General features: G+C 42.3%; 18 protein-coding genes. 4 read left to right on the forward strand and 14 right to left on the reverse strand.

The features are described from left to right. Nucleotides 1–122: 122 nt before the first annotated feature. The 9 genes from ADH49_RS04925 to rsmD form a co-directional block, all read right to left on the reverse strand. Nucleotides 123–1,835 (reverse strand): cache domain-containing sensor histidine kinase, encoded by a 1,713-nt coding sequence (locus ADH49_RS04925; protein WP_048690362.1) that lies wholly within the window; start codon nt 1,833–1,835, stop codon nt 123–125. Continuing rightward, complete coding sequence (locus tag ADH49_RS04930) at nt 1,832–2,566, reverse strand: response regulator transcription factor (protein WP_048690364.1); 735 nt, start codon at nt 2,564–2,566, stop codon at nt 1,832–1,834. The genes ADH49_RS04925 and ADH49_RS04930 overlap by 4 nt, the downstream gene beginning before the upstream one ends. A 58-nt stretch (nt 2,567–2,624) precedes the next feature. Beyond that, nucleotides 2,625–3,746, reverse strand: a complete 1,122-nt coding sequence (gene msrB / locus ADH49_RS04935) for a peptide-methionine (R)-S-oxide reductase MsrB (RefSeq protein ID WP_048690366.1) — start codon at nt 3,744–3,746, stop codon at nt 2,625–2,627. Between the two features lie 12 nt (nt 3,747–3,758). Beyond that, the gene (locus tag ADH49_RS04940; protein ID WP_048690405.1) at nt 3,759–4,319 is read right to left on the reverse strand and encodes a redoxin family protein; all 561 of its coding nucleotides are present in this window, start codon (nt 4,317–4,319) and stop codon (nt 3,759–3,761) included. A 56-nt stretch (nt 4,320–4,375) separates the two neighbouring features. Then, nucleotides 4,376–4,699, reverse strand: a complete 324-nt coding sequence (locus ADH49_RS04945; RefSeq protein WP_048690369.1) for a hypothetical protein — start codon at nt 4,697–4,699, stop codon at nt 4,376–4,378. A 26-nt stretch (nt 4,700–4,725) separates the two neighbouring features. Beyond that, the gene (gene ccdA2 / locus ADH49_RS04950; protein ID WP_048690370.1) at nt 4,726–5,436 is read right to left on the reverse strand and encodes a thiol-disulfide oxidoreductase-associated membrane protein CcdA2; all 711 of its coding nucleotides are present in this window, start codon (nt 5,434–5,436) and stop codon (nt 4,726–4,728) included. 161 nt (nt 5,437–5,597) lie between these two features. Further along, on the reverse strand, nt 5,598–6,608 hold the full coding sequence (locus tag ADH49_RS04955) for a SepM family pheromone-processing serine protease (RefSeq protein ID WP_221761782.1): 1,011 nt from the start codon (nt 6,606–6,608) through the stop codon (nt 5,598–5,600). Between the two features lie 101 nt (nt 6,609–6,709). After that, nucleotides 6,710–7,183 (reverse strand): pantetheine-phosphate adenylyltransferase, encoded by a 474-nt coding sequence (gene coaD / locus ADH49_RS04960; protein WP_048690372.1) that lies wholly within the window; start codon nt 7,181–7,183, stop codon nt 6,710–6,712. Then, on the reverse strand, nt 7,173–7,712 hold the full coding sequence (gene rsmD, locus ADH49_RS04965; protein WP_048690373.1) for a 16S rRNA (guanine(966)-N(2))-methyltransferase RsmD: 540 nt from the start codon (nt 7,710–7,712) through the stop codon (nt 7,173–7,175). Before rsmD ends, coaD begins: the two co-directional genes overlap by 11 nt. A gap of 182 nt (nt 7,713–7,894) precedes the next feature. Between rsmD and ADH49_RS04970 the strand changes: the two genes are divergently transcribed. From ADH49_RS04970 to ADH49_RS04985, 4 genes are read left to right on the forward strand one after another with little or no spacing between them, the layout of a single operon-like run. Further along, on the forward strand, nt 7,895–8,572 hold the full coding sequence (locus tag ADH49_RS04970; protein ID WP_048690375.1) for a helix-turn-helix domain-containing protein: 678 nt from the start codon (nt 7,895–7,897) through the stop codon (nt 8,570–8,572). Nucleotides 8,573–8,574: 2 nt separating this feature from the next. Then, nucleotides 8,575–9,987, forward strand: a complete 1,413-nt coding sequence (locus tag ADH49_RS04975; protein WP_048690376.1) for a Y-family DNA polymerase — start codon at nt 8,575–8,577, stop codon at nt 9,985–9,987. Continuing rightward, on the forward strand, nt 9,984–10,355 hold the full coding sequence (locus tag ADH49_RS04980; protein WP_048690378.1) for a hypothetical protein: 372 nt from the start codon (nt 9,984–9,986) through the stop codon (nt 10,353–10,355). The genes ADH49_RS04975 and ADH49_RS04980 overlap by 4 nt, the downstream gene beginning before the upstream one ends. Next, nucleotides 10,336–10,641 (forward strand): DUF5960 family protein, encoded by a 306-nt coding sequence (locus ADH49_RS04985; protein ID WP_048690381.1) that lies wholly within the window; start codon nt 10,336–10,338, stop codon nt 10,639–10,641. The genes ADH49_RS04980 and ADH49_RS04985 overlap by 20 nt, the downstream gene beginning before the upstream one ends. Nucleotides 10,642–10,662: 21 nt before the next feature. On the opposite strand, the gene ADH49_RS04990 is transcribed toward ADH49_RS04985, so the two are convergent. The 5 genes from ADH49_RS04990 to ADH49_RS05010 form a co-directional block, all read right to left on the reverse strand. Beyond that, nucleotides 10,663–12,252, reverse strand: a complete 1,590-nt coding sequence (locus tag ADH49_RS04990) for a hypothetical protein (protein ID WP_048690407.1) — start codon at nt 12,250–12,252, stop codon at nt 10,663–10,665. 77 nt (nt 12,253–12,329) lie between these two features. Further along, nucleotides 12,330–13,550, reverse strand: coding sequence for a DNA cytosine methyltransferase (locus ADH49_RS04995; protein WP_048690383.1), 1,221 nt, complete (start codon nt 13,548–13,550; stop codon nt 12,330–12,332). A 23-nt stretch (nt 13,551–13,573) separates the two neighbouring features. Further along, nucleotides 13,574–15,412 carry an ATP-dependent nuclease gene (locus ADH49_RS05000; protein WP_082161866.1) on the reverse strand — a complete coding sequence of 613 codons (1,839 nt, stop codon included), beginning with the start codon at nt 15,410–15,412 and terminating at the stop codon, nt 13,574–13,576. After that, on the reverse strand, nt 15,409–16,485 hold the full coding sequence (locus ADH49_RS05005; protein WP_048690385.1) for a DNA cytosine methyltransferase: 1,077 nt from the start codon (nt 16,483–16,485) through the stop codon (nt 15,409–15,411). Before ADH49_RS05005 ends, ADH49_RS05000 begins: the two co-directional genes overlap by 4 nt. 80 nt (nt 16,486–16,565) lie before the next feature. Continuing rightward, nucleotides 16,566–19,217 (reverse strand): valine--tRNA ligase, encoded by a 2,652-nt coding sequence (locus ADH49_RS05010; protein ID WP_048690387.1) that lies wholly within the window; start codon nt 19,215–19,217, stop codon nt 16,566–16,568. Nucleotides 19,218–19,224 lie beyond the last annotated feature (7 nt).

The following is a 19,224-nucleotide window of genomic DNA, read 5'->3' on the forward strand; positions in this document are numbered from 1 at the left end:
GATTGCTGAAATCATCCACTGGATAATTTCACCTAACGTCCGTACTCACCTAAGGAAAGTTTTTTAGAAGATTCTATTTTCATTTTGAAAGTAAAAAGAGACAAAGAGGGTGATCTTTGTCTCTATGAATGTTCGTCACGTGATGTGAGGGGTAGATAAAGAGTGATTTTCGTATAGCTATTGGCCTTAGAATCAATCTCCATATGATAGGCTTCGCCAAATTGGAGATGCAATCGTTGGTCCACATTTTTCAAGCCAACACCTCCTAGCCGAAGAAGGGTTTGGTCTGTCGACTCAGACAAGGCAAAGCCTCGTCCATTATCGTAAATCGTCAGAACCACTTGTTCTTCTCTGATTTCCGAAGTGACTCGTATCATGCCCGGCCGATCCATCTCCTTGATGCCGTGATAGATGGCATTTTCCACTAAGGGTTGTAGAACCAGTTTTGGAAGCTGATAATCTCCCAACGTCCCCTCTTCAAAAATTTCATAATTCAACTTATCTCCATAGCGTTGTTTCTGAATGAAGAGATAGTGGCGCACATGGTCTATTTCGTCCTGAAGCCTAATTTGTTCCTGTCCTTGATTGAGAGCAAGGCGGAAATATTTGGCTAGGGACTTAGTCAAGTCAACCACGCGCTGACTATCATTAAACTCCGCCATCCAGACAATCGTATCCAAGGTGTTATAGAGGAAATGAGGATTGATTTGGGCTGAAAGAGCTCGCAGTTCATAACGTCGCGCGTTTTGTTCCTCTTCTTTAACCAATTGCATAAGGTTTTCAATTTGATCCAACATACGGTTAAAGGCTTGAGCAAGATCTACCAATTCGGGCGATCCCTTGGTAGTTGCCCGCAAGTGGGAATCACCAGCTCCTATTTTCAAAATGACAGCCTGTAAGTCTTGTAGGGGTTTAATCCACAAGCGCAGAATGAACCAGATTCCCATCCAGCACATGATGAGGACGAGAACTCCTAAACCTATAAAGGAATAGAGCATTTGCGACTGAAGCATCTGGAGACCTTCCAGAGAAGCCACTCCAATTAAGGTCCAATCACTCTCTGGTATAGCAATTTGGTAGACAAAGTTCTGCCCCTTTTGGGCATAGCCATCCTTGACAGCAATATAGGGTTGCATGGCCTGCATTTCCCGACTGGAAGAATAGACTGTCTTTTTAGGATGGTAGACAAATTCATGCTTCTGATTGACGATGAAACTAAAGCCTTTTTTGCCTAGTTGGAGATGATCCAGATAAGCCTCTAGACTTTGATAACCAATATCTAGGCGCAAAACTCCTAGATTTTGACCAGAAGCATCCACCACTTCCTGGGTGATAGAAATCACCCACTTGTCCTTCTCTGAAGACAAGGATTCCTTCCGGGCCGGCGTCAAGACTGGAATGGCCCTCTCCTTGATAGCTTCCTGATACCATCTTTCGTTCATCATATCCGATGAGGTTTGCATGCTAATTTGAGAATCCGTAGCAACGAGGCGTCCATCCTTAGTCACCAAGACAGCCGAAACCAGATCTGGGTCTGTCTCAATAATGGTTTGCATCAGACTTTGAACGGCTTCTGGGCTCACCTCCTTGTCTTGAGCAAACTGACGAACGGTCTCTTCTTTACTAAGGACCGAGGTGGTCTGCTTCAATTTTTTCAGATAGGAGGTGATAAACTGACTACTCTGGTCGATACTATTACGGGTTGTCCGCTCTGTCAGTTGGCCAATGGTTGCTGAGCTAGTTTGATAGTATAGACTACCGACCAAACCCAAGAGTAAGAGAATGAAGACAAATACATAGATAATCAGCTGAATCAGCAAAGGGTATCGTTTCATTCATGCTCTCCTTTTTTGTATTGTCTTGGGGTTACACCGACTACTTGTTTAAAGCGTTGAGAAAAATAGTTCATATCCTCAAAACCAACCTGATCTGCAATCTCATAAATCTTGAGATCCGTCGTCAATAGTAAAAGTTTGGCCTTTTTCATCCGTTCTTGGATCAAGTATTCTTGAAAAGGGAGGCCCAATTTTTTCTTGATTAGAACACTCAGATAAGAGGGACTAAAACCCAGTTGAGAAGCCAAGTCCTTGAGGGTCAATTGGGAATCCGCTAAGCGGGAATGAATAGCCTCTTCCAACTCTGTCGAATAACCATGGCTGACCAAATCTTCGACTTGCGCCTTCTTTCGCTCTTTGTCTAGCTTTCCTTTCACCTTGGCTAACATCTCTTCAATATCATCTTTTGAAAAAGGCTTCAGCAAATAATCATCCGCACCTAACTTGATGGCTTTCCTCGCAAACTCAAAGTCATCATAACCTGTCAAAAAAATGATATGGCAAGACGGTGATTGCTCTTTAACGAGATGGGCCAGATCCAAGCCATTCATTTGTGGCATGTTGATATCGGTTAGAAGGATATCGGCTGGTTGCTCTTGAAACTTCTCCCAAGCCTCACGCCCATTTTCTGCCTGGTTGATGACGGTCATTCCAAACTGTTCATAATCCACTAAGGAAGTCAGTCCCTGCCGGATAAGCTCTTCATCTTCCACAATCATGATCGCATACATGTCTTTCACCTACTTATTTTTGCTATACTTATTATAGCAAATTATAGATCGAATTGTCTCAGACATAGTCCAATAAATAACCGTAGCCCCTTTCTTTCATTTCTGCTTTGGGAATGAAAGTAATTGATAAACTATTGATGCAATAGCGAAGGCCGCCTTTTTCCTTGGGACCATCGGTAAAAACATGGCCCAGATGGGAATTTCCCACACGGCTCCGAACTTCTGTCCGAGTCATATTGAAACTCTTATCTTCCTTGTAGGTTGCCACATCCGGACTGATCGGTCGGCTAAAGCTTGGCCAACCACAACCAGAATCAAATTTATCTTTTGAGGAGAAGAGGGGCTCTCCTGTTACGACATCCACATAGATGCCCGCTTCAAACTTATCCCAGTAGCGGTTAGAAAAAGCACGCTCTGTATCATTCTCTTGCGTCACTGCATATTCTTCGGGCGATAACTTCTTCTTGATCTCTTCATCGCTCGGTTTTGGATAGCGACTAGCGTCAATAACCGGATAAGAAGCTTGATTCACATCAATGTGACAATAGCCATTCGGATGTTTCTTTAGATAATCCTGGTGGTAGTCCTCAGCCTTGATGAAATTGGTCAGTGGCTCTTTTTCCACTGCTAACGGTTTGTCGTATTTTTTTGCCACCTCTTCAAACACTTGGTTTATGGTTGGCAAATCTGCTTCATCGGTGTAATAAACTCCTGTCCGATATTGACTGCCCTCATCATTTCCCTGACGGTTTTTTGATGTTGGATCAATAATCCGGAAATAGTGTAGAAGCAGTTCTTTCAAGGAAACCTTCTTGACATTATAGGTGATGTGTACCGTTTCAGCATGCCCTGTTTGCTTGACCAGTTCATACTTGGTGGTATCCCCTTTTCCATTGGCATAACCTGATTCGGCATCAATGACACCCGGAACACGGGAAAAATACTCTTCCACACCCCAGAAGCAACCACCAGCTAGATAGATTTCTCGTTGGTCTTCTGGATTGACTTTTTCTTCCTTCTTTTTGTTTGCTACTGGTGTCTGACTCATGGACGCTTTTTTGATCTGCTCAGTCGTCGCATCTGATGTATCCAAGGCCATGGATCCTTTGACAAGGAAAAAGATTCCAAAACAAAGCAGGCCCACTAAAAGAACGGAAATGAGTTTCCATTTTGTTTCCATTTTATGTCCTCCTTACTTCATTTCCTTTAGAGTCTGGACAATATCTTCCTTGCTCATATAACCGATATGGGTCTTAGCGAGAGTTCCATCGCTCGCAATAAAGAGAGCAGATGGATAAGAGCGAATCCCATACTCTTTTAACAGCTCCCCTTTACTATCTAGCAAGACTGGGAAATCCTTGTAATCCAAAGACTGGTACCAGTTTTTGAAATCTGCTTCCGATTTTTCACCATTAAAGGTTGGAGCTACAACGGATAAGACCACATAATCCTTACCCTCCTCTGCCTTTGCTAAATCATTTGTGTCGCCTAATGTTGAAAGACAGATTGAGCACCAGGAAGCCCAAAATTTGAGGTAAACTTTCTTTCCCTTGTAATCAGATAAGCGGTAGGTCTTACCGTCTACTCCTTGCAGGCTAAAGTCTTGAACCTTCTTTCCAGCTTGCTCTGAAGATCCCATTGTGGATGTCTGCTTAGTCTCACTTTTGTTGGATGATTCCATTCCTTGGTTAGAGCAAGCCCCCAAAAGTCCAGTACACAAGAATCCTGCAGCTACTAAAGCTAATTTTTTCATCATTATTGCCTCTTTAAACAAGGAGAAAGTCACCCTCAGATGACCTCTCCCTTCTTTCATTCCTTGTCTGATTTCATATCCGATGATTTACTCTTTTCATCTTTCATTTCTGAATCGCTGGATTTCATCTCATCTTTTTTCATATCGTCCTTCATTTCAGAACTGCTGTCAGACATCATAGATGAATCTTTCATGTCTTCTTTTTTCATTTTATCATCGGACATGGATGAATCCTTCATGTCATCCTTCTTCATATCGTCCTTCTTCATCATACTACTATCGTCCGTTTTTTTCATGTCTGAATCCGATTTCTGTCCAGAACAAGCTGCTAAAGTGACGATGCTAAGTGTAGCAATAGAAAGTGCAAGAATTTTTTTCATGATTTTTCTCCTTTAATCATTCAAGATTAGTGAAACAGGGATGCGAGGCTATTAAGATTTCCTAGCATCAGCAAGATACCCATCAAGATGATGAGGGCACCACCAATTTTTTTCAAGGTTCCCATATGGGGCTTGAGTTTAGCAAAATGTTGTAGAACCCAGCTAGAAGCCAAGGCCAAAAGCAAGAAAGGCAGAGCTAAGCCTAATGTATAGACCAGCATCAGGAGAGCACCTTGCAATGCACCATCTCCTCCAGAAGCCGCAATGGCTAAAACAGAGCTCAAAACTGGTCCGACACAAGGGGTCCAACCAAAACTGAAGGTGACCCCTATCAGAAAAGCATTGAAGAATTCATTGCGCTCCCGATTCTTTTTGAGTTGGATGGTCTTTTGTTTTTGGAGTTGCTGAAGATTGATGAGGCCCATCTGATGGATTCCCAATAAGATGACAATCCCTCCTAGTAGGTAACGGAACCAGGGAGCATAGAGTACCTGACCAAGGGCACCTGCACCATAACCTAGGATGAGAAATACGGTTGATAGACCAGCAATAAAACAGAGGGTCTTGACCAAGCCGTACCAAGAAATATCCCTTCCAAAAATACGCACCGTTTTTTCATGCTCAGAATCTAATAAGATCCCTACATAGACTGGCATCAGTGGCAAAATACACGGGGAGAAAAAGGATAGAACTCCCGCTAAAAATACTGAAATGGAAAACAAACTGGTCTGAATCATTTCACTACCTCCCTTTCTTTCTGACACTAGTATAAAGAAAAAATCTCTCTAAAAATAGAGAGATTGATATGCAAAAACTTGAATTTGATTGGAAGGTGAATGTTCCCCTCTGCTAACACGATGTCATACGTGCAAGTACGAAATTTGTCAAACAAGCTACTTTAATTCTTTTTCAAATAGTCAATGGCATCCTGCAAAGTTTTGACAGGAACAATTTTCATCTTGGTTTTAATTTTCTTAGCTGTTTCTACCGCTTCGTCGTAGTTGCTCTTGGCATTCGGATTGTTCTTTTTAACTTCCTCTGTCACCGGATTATCAGGGGCAAAGAAGATTTCAGCACCAGCGCGATCTGCTGCTACGACTTTTTTATCCACTCCACCGATATCTCCGACAGTCCCATCATGGTTAATGGTCCCTGTCCCTGCGATATGGCGTCCCTGACGAAGGTCTGGATCCGCTACTTGGGTATAGATGGACAAACTAAACATCATCCCAGCACTTGGACCACCGATGCCAGCTGTCGCAAACTCAATCGGTACGTCACTCTTCACTTCTGTCCGGTCAATCAAGCTAATCCCAATCCCATTCTTGCCATTGACCAACTTAATAATCTTTCCTTCAGCAGTCTTGGTCTGGCCATCTTCTGTGTAGGTCACTGAGACCTTGTCCCCAATTTTTTGGGAACCAACATACTCGATGAGCTCTTTTGAGCTCTTGAATGTTTTGTCATTGACAGCCGTAACTGTGTCCGCAATATTTAAAACGCCTTTGAAGGTAGAGTCTTCTGCTACTTGCATGACATAAACACCGAGGAATTCCATCTCTGTATCTTTTCCAGCCGTTTTCAGTCCTTGGTATTTGGCAGTATTTTGAGAGGTTTCCATATAAAATTGATTGATCCGGAAAAATTCCTCACTGGAACTGCCACCTGTCATTTCTTTTTCAGAGTAGATATCTGTAAAAGGAGTCACCCAGGCATAGACTATATCCGAGAAGGTCGCTTGCTTGACGGCAACAGTGACAAAATCATACGAACCGGATGCTTCATCATTTTTCTGGTTGACGCGCATCACTTGGCGAATATCTTCTGAACTCCCAGGCATTTCCAGATAATAGGGTAGGGGAACAAAGAAAGCTAGCAAGGCCAAAATCAGAAGCAGGGTCCCAATCATCGGCCAACGATAAGTTCTCCACACACTATCTTTTTTGCGCACAGGTTCAAATGGGCTTTCTGGTAGCTGAGCCCTTGGTTTCTCAAATTCTTTCATTCGTTTTATTTCATCTCCTTTATAACACTCTCTGGGACATAGGCACTGACATCCTGCTGGAAGGTCAGCAACTCGCGAATTCTCGTCGAGCTCAAGGCCTGGTACTGGGGCTGGGCACAGAGATAGATGGTCTCAAGCTCTGGAGCCAGCTGGTGATTGAAGTAGTCCATATTGCTTTCATAGAGGAAGTCCTGACTATTGCGCAACCCTCGGACCAAACTGGTCACCCCATACCGTCTAGCCACCTCTACTGCCAACTCTGCCTCTGCGGTGATGACTCTTACATTGGGCAAATGAGCCACTGCTTCTGTCACCATGGTTTCCCTTTGCTCAATGGTAAAATAGCCCTTCTTCTCATGATTAAAGAAGATGCCGACATACAAGTGATCAAACAAGCGACTAGCCCGCTCTATCAAATCCAAGTGTCCCAAGGTCATTGGGTCAAATGAACCTGTAAATAATCCGATTTTATCTGACATAAACCGTCACCTTACTAATTCCGTAGATTTTTTCTTTCCAGATTCCTAGACAAGCAATTTCCTCAGGCAAGTCCACTACCTTGTCTGTCTCACAGACGACCATGACTTCTTCTCCCAGCAGGTCTCGTTCAGCCAGGGCCTCAATATCAGCTACGATCTGCTCTTTTGCATAGGGAGGATCCAGGAAAATAAGATCAAAGGTCCCCTGCAATTGATTGAGAGCTTGGTGAGCCTCCATCTTCAGCAATTGAAACTTGTGGCTTTCCTTGGTCATTTGGATATTACTGGCAATGATCCCTTGGGCTCTGCGGTCTTTCTCAACCAAGACAGCCTGCTCCATCCCCCGAGATACCGCCTCGATGGACAGACCGCCTGAGCCAGCATATAAATCCAAGACCCGCCCCCCATCAAAATAAGGACCGATCATATTAAACATAGCCCCTCTGACTTTATCTGAAGTGGGCCTTGTTGTCTTTCCTTCGAGCGTCTTAAGAAGACGCCCTCCATAGGTACCTGATACAATCTTCATAGAGATTATTATATCAAAATTTGGATAAAAGATACAAAAACACCCACCTCTCCCATCTGAGATCCGCTTAAGTTAAATCCCTTTCACTCCTAAAGAAAAATCCTCTCACTTTTCTCTTGAAGTCCGCATTTATTTTTGTTATACTATACGTAACTTTCAAAACGTTACATAGGAGAATGCAGATGTTTGATGCAAAAAAATTAAAAGACCGTAGACTTGAGCTCGGCCTGACCCAATCCCAGGTCTACGAATCCTTAGAGATTAGTCGCAAGACCTACTCTAGTTGGGAGAATGGCTTAGCAGAGCCACACGATAAAAACCTCAGGAGGTTGGCCAAGCGCCTCTCCGTTAAAGAGGACTACTTTGTCGACAAGAGCTCAGCGCTTTTCACCTACCCTTTACTAACTCCGCCCCATCAGAAAAAAGTCGATCTCTTGGCTAGCCAACTCTTAGCTGAGCAAGAAAAGGTGGTCTCTTTGATCCCTTACCGTGTCCTCTCTATCGACTTGGCAGCTGGACATGGTCATACCTTTTATGACAATGAAACTGACTACGAGACCGTTTATTTTGACCAAGAGATCCAACACGACTTTGCCTCTTGGGTCTCTGGAGATTCTATGGAACCAAGCTATCCAAACGGTTCCGTTGCCTTGATGAAACAGACCGGATTTGACTATGATGGAGCAGTCTACGCCCTCATGTGGAATGGGAAGACCTATATCAAAAAAGTCTATCGGGAAGAAGAGGGCCTCCGCCTAGAGTCCATCAACCCAGCCTATGATGATCTCTTTGCTCCCTACGAAGATGAACCAAAAATCGTCGGTATCGTTGTCGGTCACTTCCTCCCTCTGGAGGTCTAGACATGCTTTTTGATTATTCACGTGAGCCTCGGTCTGATATTGCTTTTGTGGATATGAAAAGTTTCTATGCCAGTTGTGAATGCGTCCGCCTCGGCCTCAATCCCTTGACTACTTCTCTTTGTGTCATGAGTCGAAGCGACAATTCTGCTGGCCTCATCTTAGCCAGTTCCCCCGTTTTTAAACAAGTCTTTGGGAAGAAAAATGTCGGACGTAGTTATGATCTGCCCTTCGATCTCAAGACGAGGAAATTCAATTACTACCTGGCCCGTAAGCAAGGCCTGCCTACAGATCCAGCCTTTGTCCACTATATCGAAAGCTGGGCCAAGCGCACCTTTATCGTGCCCCCTCGCATGAATGCCTATATCCAGGTCAACATGGAAATTCAGCAAGTCTTTCAAGAATTTGCTGCTCCAGATGACATCTACCCCTATTCCATTGATGAGGGATTTATCGATTTGACCAGCTCTCTCAACTACTTTATTCCTGATCCTCAGCTGGACCGACGCTCCAAGCTGGATCTTCTTTCTGCTCGTATCCAAAAGCGCATTTGGCAGCAAACTGGGATCTATGCTACTGTCGGGATGAGCAATGCCAATCCCCTACTGGCCAAACTGGCCCTGGACAACGAGGCCAAGCACCAGAAAACCATGCGGGCTAACTGGTCTTACGAAGATGTCCCCAGTCGAGTCTGGCAGATAAAAAAACTAACTGATTTCTGGGGGATTGGCCATCGAACAGAAAAACGCCTGAACAAACTAGGCATTCACTCCATCTATGAACTGGCCCAGGCCAATCCAGACCAGCTCAAAAAAGAATTTGGAGTCATGGGCGTCCAGCTCTGGTTTCATGCCCATGGGATCGATGAAAGCAATGTCCATCGCCCCTATCAGCCAAAGTCTCACGGTCTAGGAAATTCGCAAATTCTTCCTTGTGACTACCACCGCCAAAGCGATATTGAATTAGTCTTTCGGGAGATGGCTGAGCAGGTCGCTATCCGCTTGCGTCGGGAAAAGAAAAAGACCCAATTGGTTTCCATCCACGCTAGCTATTCCAAACAAAAACAGCTCCCCTCCATCCACTGCCAGCGAAAGATTGAACCGACCAACTCTACCGCTCAATTAACCAAGGAGGTCATCCAACTCTTTCGTTCCCACTACCAGGGAGGAGCCATCCGGCAGATCGGAGTCTTTTATGGAAAGCTCGTAGAGGAGAGCTTCCAGCTGATCTCCCTATTTGATGACCCTGAGCAAACTCAAAAAGAAGAGGCCCTCCAAGAGACCATTGACCACATCCGTGACCGATTTGGCTTTGCTTCTCTACAGAAGGGATCTGCCCTATTAGAAAATTCGCGCGCTCTGGCTCGAAGCAAACTGACCGGAGGCCACTCTGCAGGAGGTTTAGATGGCTTAGCATGATTGATCGTTCTTATCTCCCCTATCAGTCGGCACGCGACTTCCAAGACCGGGGCATGGCCAAGTGGGCTGGCTTCTTCCTCTCTGAGCATTCGACGGCCTTACAAACAAACCAGCTCTCTCTCGAAGAGCTTCGCCTCCTCTCAAACCAAGAAATCCGTCACCTTCTCGAGCAGGCTTATCAGCAAAAGACTCCCCTCTCCCTCGCTACCCTCCAGGACAATCAAGTCGCCATCTACTATGGCCAAGTCTATAGCTTAAGCCCTTCCGAGGTCCTCATTAAAAATGGCCAGCACTACCACTCTCTCCTTCTATCGACTATTTTTTCTATTGAACCAGGAGATTCTAGCTATGAAACCAGCTCTGAATAAACACGAACTCCAATTTGATTATTTTTCAGATAATTACCAGCAGTTCGAGCATGATTTTTACCGCCTGGCAACGACTGCGATCCCCTTGGTCTTTTTAGAAGATGACCTGCTCCGTTCCATGTCGACAGGTCAGCGAAACTATTTCAGACTCCACCACACCCAGAGTCGTGATCATCGTGACCACTACTTTCACTTTCGCGTCTCCACCCATCCCAAATCCCCACTGACACGGATTTATAGCTACCTAGGGCACAGCCCATCCAAAGAATACAAAGCAACCTCCTAGATAAACTAGGAGGTTCTTTTATCATGTTGATGAAGAGGATTTCGCAACCCAACCAATCGCATCTGCAGGAGGATTGTCCACATCAATCCAGATGAAGTCAATACCGATTTCACCGTTTTTGAATTTAGAAAGACGAATACCATTGATTTCTAGCTGAGACAATTTCTTACCCGTTAGGATCTCTCTGTCTTTTAACTGAAAGACCCCTCGAAGGATCCAATTGCCAAGGATTTCTTGCTTATCAGTTGATTGAATGGCCTTCCCAGCTTCTTGGTTGATATAGGCAGTAATCACATCACCTGATGATAAAAATCGTAGCTTAAAGGTCCGTTCTTCTTTGGGGAGTGCAAGTTTACTCGTACCTGGCTCAAACCTTCCAATCCCTTTACCAAAAAAGTCTGGACGCTCCTCATGGAAACGTTTGGAATCAGGAAGAGGAATATACACTTCACTGACTGGACGATACACCAGCTGTTCAATTTCTTTGATTAGTTTTTCATTCCCCGTCTCGTGTACAAAGCGAATCAAGTCCTCACGAATGGACTTCATCTGGGCTTTTTCTTCCTTGGTAGACCATTTTTTCAAGAGGATTTCTTCTAAAGAGAAGGTCACAAAAGCTAATTCTTCTGGAGCCAGACTATCTTTAAATTTGTCCTGAATCTTTAAAATCCGTGGCAAGCGCTCCTTCTTGGCCAACTTTGAACCACCATTAAAAGCATTAAAGCCAGAATTTTCTTCTACATTTCCGTGCTTGTCTGTGATCACCCACGACACCGACTCAAGAATCTCCGAATCACTTTTTTCCGAGGTCAATAAATGAAGGTGTTCAAAAAGATAAAAGGGATCTTCGACATAATTCACATCCCAAGTATCAACCACAATCTCCTTATTCCTAAAGGTCATATGGAGCTGACTATCTGCAGCCGTGTATTTATAATCATGCTGGCCATCTGTAAAACGGAAATTCGTCGGATTGTTCTTGGTTGTAGAACCCAGAATCTTGAGATGGTCTAGGTCAACAGGCAGATAAGTCGTCTCTCCTACATGGATCTGAGGCTTGTGTCCTTTGGAAGTCGGCATCAAGACATGATAAACGGCTTCTACGTGACTAGCATCAGAATGAAATCCCTTAATGAGAGCTTTTGAGGATTCAATCCGTTGATTTCGCAAGGTCGCAATCTCACGAGCCAGTTTTTCATAGCGAGCACGATTTTCTTTATCAGCAGTCTCCTTGTCAGGCGAAATATCAGCATGAAATCGAATTTCACTCAACAGCTCATTCCAAGACTGTGAATCCTTTTTGAACTGAGCAATCTTTTGATCCCCAGATTCTAAACCAAAGGATTTAATCCCAACCAAATACTTATGTTGCTCATCAACTACAACCGAAGCATCATAGGAGGTATTAGCAATATCCTCACCAACCGCATGAAAAGCCTTTTGGAAAACAGTCTCTTGAAATTTTGAATTAACAATCGGAGCAACATAGCTCTCCCGATCATCAGAATCTTCACCCTCTGCTTTTTGAGAAAAGGCCTCACTTAGACTAGCAAAGTTGGTAATGAGAGTCTTGTATTTCTCTTTTTGTTCTTGTTTTAGGTGTTCCCACATCATTCAATCCTCACTTCTTATTTAAGTATATCAAAAGAAGACTAGTTTTTCACTAGTCCCCTTACTTATATAATTCGTTAAATAATGCTGTAAAATTCAAAATTTCCACGTCTTTTTACCAATCTGAAATAATCTTCGTCAGATAAAATGGCAAGACCATCCTCATAGGAGGCAATCTTCTTCTCTGCTTCCTCATAAGTGGAGACAAATTCTTTCACATAAGACTGGCCCTCAAACTGACCATTCATCTTGGTATAGATTATCGCGAATTTTCCTGAGCGATCCAGTTGAGACGGCCCATTGCTCTCATTAAGGGCAAAAGCAATCCGCTCTGCAATGCGTTTAATCACGGGCACAACCACACTGTTTCCAGCTTGTTTGTAGAGTTGACCATTGGAAACCCCCTCAGGCAACTTAAATGTCTTTGGATAACCTTGTACATTGAAGGTTTCTTTTGGTGTTAACTTACGAATTTCCCCAGTGTCAGTCAAAATCAACGGAACATTATGCCCGCCTGTTCCCATATTGGCCGTTAAGGTTGGAACAACGCCGTTTTTATTCTCACGAACGTATTGACGACGCCACTGGTAGACCGTGTCTTGACTGTTCACATTGGCCTTGAGATCAGCGTAGAAATTCTGCTTGCCTTCTCGATAATAGTAAGCCTCATCAGGCTTGGCACCAAAATCAATAACATCAGCCAAGGTCGTTGTCAACTTGATTTCCTCTGGGAATTCAAACAAGTCGTAGGCTTCTTTGGTATCAAAACCAACAATATAGATCCGCTCACGGTTTTGTGGGATATTTCCGTAGTCTTTCCCGTTGAGAACCTTCCACTTGATGAAGTAGTTGTTCTCCGTCAAGGCTTCACGAATAACCTTGAAGGTATTGCCGTGGTCATGACCGACCATGTTCTTGACGTTTTCGATAAAAATGGCGCGAGGTTTGCACCCCTCAATCATGCGAAGCAATTCGAAGAAAAGATCGCCACGATCATCATCAAAGCCCTTGCGATAACCCGCAATACTAAAGGCCTGACAAGGGAAACCTCCCATAATCACATCCACGCGCTCAGCCGGAATGTCTTCCGGCTGCACCGCATGAATATCACGACTATCCAAATGCGTATTTGGATAATTTAAACGATAAGTCTGACGCGCATACTTATCAAATTCATTGGCATACACCACTCTGAACTCGTTGGTTTGTTCAAATCCCAACTCAATTCCCCCAACACCTGAGAAGAAAGCTGCAATGTTGTACTTCTCAGGTCGGTTCGAACTTACAGAATTAGTCATGTAGTTACCTGCTTTCTAGAAAATTAAAATAAGTCTTCTAATTTTTCTTTAATACACTTAAACATTGATGATTCTGGCTGTAATTTTGAGACAGCTCTTCTTTGCTCCTGAAAAATATCTTCAGAAGTTATATCTTCTATCCCTAATGCTATTTGAGTTTTTTTTCTAAAATATTCTTTCCCATTTTCATCGTTAGAAAAATCATGATTATCATTATTTATGCTATCACATAACTTCGCCAAATAAAGCTCAGGAGTTTGGAAAGGAAGATAAGAGACGTATCTAGACCAATAGTCTATAAATCTTCTTTGCTTTTCAATTAATTCAGTATCATTTATTTGGCCTTTGTTTCCTGAAACTTTAAATTTAATTGAACATCCTGTTAGCTCTCGTATAATTTCATCAAGATTTCCATTGTCTGCTTCAGGAATTTTATCTGATATAACAACACCATTTTCAAGATAGTTCATTAAATCAACTGATTCACTAACATTAGTATTTTGATCTCCATCAAGCCAAAAATAATGATTGTCCGAATCTAGAAATGACGAGTTTAAAATATTATTGCAAATTATTTGATTCGCTCCACCAGGGATATAGTTAACAACTAAGTTTTGTTTTAAATTATCACTATCTGATTTATTAATAACAAAATCCAAAATGTATTTAGCGAGTTTATCTTCAACATAAATCATTTTCTTATCCCGATATATATCACCAAGCTCAAAAAATGCATCTTGATAATCAATATTCTCAGTTATTTTAATTTTATTTTCAACTCTTGAAACAGTTTTGATTGCTTCTTTTGGGAAATCTCTTAATAGCTGAGTTGAGTGAGTAGTAATAACTACCTGATGATTATTATTTAAAGTAATTTTAATTAAAAAATCTTTAAAGCGATACACTGCACTTGGATGTAATGAGATTTCAGGTTCATCGATTAACAGCAATGAATTATGAGGAGCATTAATTATATCATTTACCAAAAGAATGACTCGTGCTTCTCCAGTTCCTGCAAATGCTTCTGAATAAGCCTGACCGTTTTTTCGAACCCATATCGTCTTAGAGGGTTTATTTCCCGAGTACTTAGAGTAAAAATCGTGAGTAATTATTTTTATTTCATCATAGGATTCCCCCATAATTTCACTCACAGTTTTACAAACTTCATCTGATACAACTATATTTGACTTTATTCTTTGTTTCTGCTTATAGTCGTAACTATCTAAATTATTCTGAATAACTTCCGCTAATTTTTTAGATCTTAATCTAATAAAATCCTGCTTACTCCTTTGTCTAACAGTAGGTTGAAAATCATAGTGATAAAAGAAAAGATCAAAAGCCGAAACATATTCTTTACAGTCACAATAAACCACCTCTTTTTTTAGTACATTCCAACGAGTAGATGATGAGCTACCCAATGATTTATAATCTTTTTCAAGCACCATATCATAGCTCTTTTGAGGTCTTGCTGGTTCCCAATAATCAGGATTATTTCCTCTAAGAATTCTGGTCTTCAAAATCTCAACAATTTTTTTCGCAGGTTCAAAATAATATCCGTATATAAAACATTGTCTGTCAATATCTTCTCCAGATTGAATTTCATCAACATCTGTACTAAACCAGTAGTCTCCTATACTGTTACCATCAGTAGAACCATACAGAGCCTGTAAAATTGAGGTTTTATTTCCTCCATTCTGACCAACTAATAGTGTTATTGGATAAGTAAAATCAATCCTAGAATTTGGTACTAACGACTTATACTTTGGAAATCTAATATGTTCGATAAAAGGATAAAATGACTCTTTATTAAAAGTAAACTTCTTAGATAAATCCTCTAATAATTCAATCGTATTTTTACTCATTCATTCAACTCCCTAAAAACTGACATAAAATAATCTCCGCTAGCTTGAGCTAATTTCACTGGAACTGCATTACCAATTTGTTTGGCTAGTTGCCCTCTATTTCCAACAAAAATATAATCATCATCAAAAGATTGTAATCTTGCAGCTTCCCTTGCACTCAAAGCTCTATTTTGAGTTGGGTGCCCAAATCTACCTTTTGAATATGACATACACCCTCCTGTAATAGTAATGGAAGGTTTATTAATATCTAATATTCCATATACATCACTATGACCTGAACGATTTTTATGGCAATTTAATTCTAAGGCTTCTGGTAATGAAGTCCTATTTCCTCCATTATTTCTAATATGGATAATTCTCTCAATATTTACATTAGATAGTTTGTTCGCAACATGATTGTATATACCTTCTCCAATATATTCTTCACCACCTTCAATTGGAGGCAAATCCATTATTATATCCGCATTAATCCATGGAAGAAGGTTCAATTCTGGTATATTTGAATGAGTTTTGGAAGGTAAATCCAAAATTAAATTCGTGTTATGAAGGATTTCTTTTCTAATCCCATGTAGTACCAATCTTTTTCTAGATTGAGGAACTCCATAATCAGCTGTATTCAAGACATCATAATTAATATTATAATCATTACTAATTGATGATAAAAATTTATTAAAAATATTATGATTTTTTATTCGAGTCATCCCTGAAACATTCTCCATCAATAAAAAATCTGGAGTTAATTCCTTAATTAAGCGTAGAAATTGAAAAACAAGCTGGTTTCTCTCATCATTTTCATTATTAGTACCAATTGTTGAAAAACCTTGACATGGTGGACATGCCACTAGCATTAATTTATCGTCTGTATCAACTTTAAGATGCTGTTTTATTTCATCTCCTGACACAAAATTTATATCTTTATCTATTACATAAACCTCAGGATTGTTTAACTTGTAAGTTTTAACAGCTACGGAATCAATTTCAACAGCAACCTGAACATCTATGCCTGATTTTTTAAGTCCACTTGTAGTTCCACCTGCACCACTAAATAAATCAATAGCAACAATTTTCCCCATAGTATTCTCCTAAAGTTTCTTGTTTTCATTATAACATTATCAAATGTTAAACCCAACCCTAAAGGGTTAGGTTTAAAGCATCATTTCACCAACTTCTTCATCTCATCAATACGTGCTACGGTCGCGTCGTATTTGGCTTGGTAGTCGGCTTGTTTGTCGCGTTCTTTTTGGACGACTTCTGGTTTGGCATTGGCTACGAAGCGTTCGTTAGAGAGTTTCTTGCCTACCATATCCAGTTCTTTTTGCCATTTAGCCAATTCCTTGTCGAGACGAGCCAGTTCTTCTTCGACATTGAGGAGGTCAGCCAGTGGCAAGTAGATTTCTGCTCCTGTGATGACGCTTGACATCGCGAGTTCAGGTGCAGGGATGGTTGATGCGATCTCCAAGTGTTCTGGATTTGTGAAGCGTTTGATGTAGTTGACATTGCTGTTAAAGAAAGCTTCCAAATCGCTATCGCTTGTCTTAACAAGGACGGTGATTGGCTTGCTTGGAGCTACGTTTACTTCCGCACGCGCATTACGAACAGCACGGATCAAGTCTTTGAGACTTTCCACGCCAGTGTGAGCCGCCAGGTCTTCAAAGGCTGGATTAACAGTTGGGTATGCTGCTGTAACGATAGAGCCTTCTGAGATTTGTCCAAAGATTTCCTCTGTCACGAATGGCATGATTGGGTGAAGGAGACGAAGGATTTTGTCCAAAGTATAAAGGAGAACAGAACGTGTGATGACTTTCTCTTCTTCGTTATCGCTATAAAGGACTTCCTTGGTCAACTCAACGTACCAGTCCGCAAACTCATCCCAGATGAAGTTGTAGAGGATGTGTCCAGCGACACCAAACTCAAACTTATCAAAGTTTTCAGTGGCTTTTCCGATAGTTTCATTGAGGTTGTGTAGAATCCAGCGGTCTGTGACATTTCCAGCTTCCTTGTTGACCACTTTTTCGACATTGGCAGTTGCTTGCTCAAGGGTCAAACCTTCATTGTTCATGAGGATGTAGCGAGAGATGTTCCAGATCTTGTTGATGAAGTTCCAAGAAGCGTCCATTTTCTCGTAAGAGAAGCGCACGTCTTGCCCTGGTGCAGAACCGTTTGAAAGGAACCAACGCAGGCTATCTGTTCCGTACTTATCAATAACATCCATTGGATCAATCCCGTTACCGAGAGATTTCGACATCTTACGTCCTTGCTCATCACGAATGAGACCATGAATCAACGCATTTTTGAATGGCGACTTGCCAGTAAATTCCAAACCTTGGAAAATCATCCGAGACACCCAGAACGGAATAATATCATAACCAGTCACCAAAGTTGATGTTGGATAATAACGTTTAAAGTCTTCTGAGTCGACATCCGGCCAGCCCATGGTAGAGAATGGCCATAGGGCAGAGCTGAACCAAGTATCCAAGACGTCTTCGTCCTGAGTCCAACCGTCGCCTTCTGGAGCTTCTTCGCCGACATATATTTCACCCTCAGCATTGTACCAAGCAGGGATTTGGTGACCCCACCAGAGCTGACGAGAGATTACCCAGTCATGGACATTTTCCATCCATTGAAGGAAAGTATCGTTGAAACGAGGTGGGTAGAATTCTACCTTATCATCTGTGTCTTGGTTGGCAATGGCATTCTTAGCCAATTGGTCCATCTTGACGAACCATTGCGTAGACAAACGTGGCTCAACCACTACACCTGTACGTTCTGAGTGACCAACACTGTGGATACGTTTTTCAATTTTAACAAGGGCGCCGATTTCTTCCAACTTAGCCACGACTGCCTTACGAGCTTCAAAACGGTCCATACCTGCAAATTCAAAGGCCAAGTCATTCATGGTTCCATCGTCGTTCATGACGTTGACTTGTGGCAAATTGTGACGTTGACCAACCAAGAAGTCGTTTGGATCGTGGGCAGGTGTGATTTTCACGACACCCGTACCAAACTCAGGGTCGGCGTGTTCGTCCCCAACGATTGGGATGAGTTTATTAGCGATTGGAAGGATGACGTTTTTACCGATCAAGTCCTTGTAGCGTGGATCTTCTGGGTTGACCGCAACAGCTACGTCCCCAAACATGGTCTCAGGACGAGTTGTCGCAACTTCAAGGGCGCGTGAGCCGTCTTCTAGCATGTAGTTCATGTGGTAGAAGGCACCTTCGACATCCTTGTGGATCACTTCGATATCAGAAAGGGCAGTGCGAGCTGCTGGGTCCCAGTTGATGATAAACTCTCCACGGTAAATCCAACCTTTCTTGTAAAGGTCGACAAAGACCTTGCGAACGGCTTTCGACAAACCTTCGTCAAGAGTGAAACGCTCACGAGAGTAGTCTACAGAGAGACCCATCTTGCCCCATTGTTCCTTAATAGTAGTGGCATATTCGTCTTTCCATTCCCAGACCTTGTCGAGGAATTTCTCACGACCGAGGTCGTAACGTGTAATGCCCTCACCACGCAAGCGCTCCTCAACCTTAGCCTGAGTCGCAATCCCAGCGTGGTCCATCCCTGGAAGCCAGAGGGTATCAAAGCCTTGCATACGTTTTTGACGGATGATGATATCTTGAAGAGTTGTATCCCAAGCGTGACCAAGGTGAAGTTTCCCAGTCACGTTTGGTGGTGGAATAACGATTGAATAAGGCTTAGCCTTTGAATCGCCTGAAGGCTTGAAAACATCTTCATCAAGCCATTTTTGGTAACGACCAGCCTCAACCTCGGCTGGATTGTATTTAGGTGAAAGTTCTTTAGACATGTGTGTT

Source organism: Streptococcus sp. 400_SSPC, assembly GCF_001072745.1.
In the GTDB taxonomy this organism is placed as follows: domain Bacteria; phylum Bacillota; class Bacilli; order Lactobacillales; family Streptococcaceae; genus Streptococcus; species Streptococcus xiaochunlingii.

Bases quoted from the DNA above. Each gene is read 5' to 3' on its own strand.
- ADH49_RS04980 (WP_048690378.1), top strand. From the start codon at position 9,984: ATGATTGATCGTTCTTATCTCCCCTATCAGTCGGCACGCGACTTCCAA.
- ADH49_RS04925 (WP_048690362.1), bottom strand. From the start codon at position 1,835: ATGAAACGATACCCTTTGCTGATTCAGCTGATTATCTATGTATTTGTC.
- ADH49_RS04970 (WP_048690375.1), top strand. From the start codon at position 7,895: ATGTTTGATGCAAAAAAATTAAAAGACCGTAGACTTGAGCTCGGCCTG.
- ADH49_RS04930 (WP_048690364.1), bottom strand. From the start codon at position 2,566: ATGTATGCGATCATGATTGTGGAAGATGAAGAGCTTATCCGGCAGGGA.
- ADH49_RS04975 (WP_048690376.1), top strand. From the start codon at position 8,575: ATGCTTTTTGATTATTCACGTGAGCCTCGGTCTGATATTGCTTTTGTG.
- ADH49_RS05010 (WP_048690387.1), bottom strand. From the start codon at position 19,217: ATGTCTAAAGAACTTTCACCTAAATACAATCCAGCCGAGGTTGAGGCT.
- ADH49_RS04940 (WP_048690405.1), bottom strand. From the start codon at position 4,319: ATGAAAAAATTAGCTTTAGTAGCTGCAGGATTCTTGTGTACTGGACTT.
- ADH49_RS04955 (WP_221761782.1), bottom strand. From the start codon at position 6,608: ATGATTGGGACCCTGCTTCTGATTTTGGCCTTGCTAGCTTTCTTTGTT.
- coaD (WP_048690372.1), bottom strand. From the start codon at position 7,183: ATGTCAGATAAAATCGGATTATTTACAGGTTCATTTGACCCAATGACC.
- ADH49_RS04990 (WP_048690407.1), bottom strand. From the start codon at position 12,252: ATGTGGGAACACCTAAAACAAGAACAAAAAGAGAAATACAAGACTCTC.
- ADH49_RS04945 (WP_048690369.1), bottom strand. From the start codon at position 4,699: ATGAAAAAAATTCTTGCACTTTCTATTGCTACACTTAGCATCGTCACT.
- msrB (WP_048690366.1), bottom strand. From the start codon at position 3,746: ATGGAAACAAAATGGAAACTCATTTCCGTTCTTTTAGTGGGCCTGCTT.
- ADH49_RS04985 (WP_048690381.1), top strand. From the start codon at position 10,336: ATGAAACCAGCTCTGAATAAACACGAACTCCAATTTGATTATTTTTCA.
- ccdA2 (WP_048690370.1), bottom strand. From the start codon at position 5,436: ATGATTCAGACCAGTTTGTTTTCCATTTCAGTATTTTTAGCGGGAGTT.
- rsmD (WP_048690373.1), bottom strand. From the start codon at position 7,712: ATGAAGATTGTATCAGGTACCTATGGAGGGCGTCTTCTTAAGACGCTC.
- ADH49_RS05000 (WP_082161866.1), bottom strand. From the start codon at position 15,412: ATGAGTAAAAATACGATTGAATTATTAGAGGATTTATCTAAGAAGTTT.
- ADH49_RS05005 (WP_048690385.1), bottom strand. From the start codon at position 16,485: ATGGGGAAAATTGTTGCTATTGATTTATTTAGTGGTGCAGGTGGAACT.
- ADH49_RS04995 (WP_048690383.1), bottom strand. From the start codon at position 13,550: ATGACTAATTCTGTAAGTTCGAACCGACCTGAGAAGTACAACATTGCA.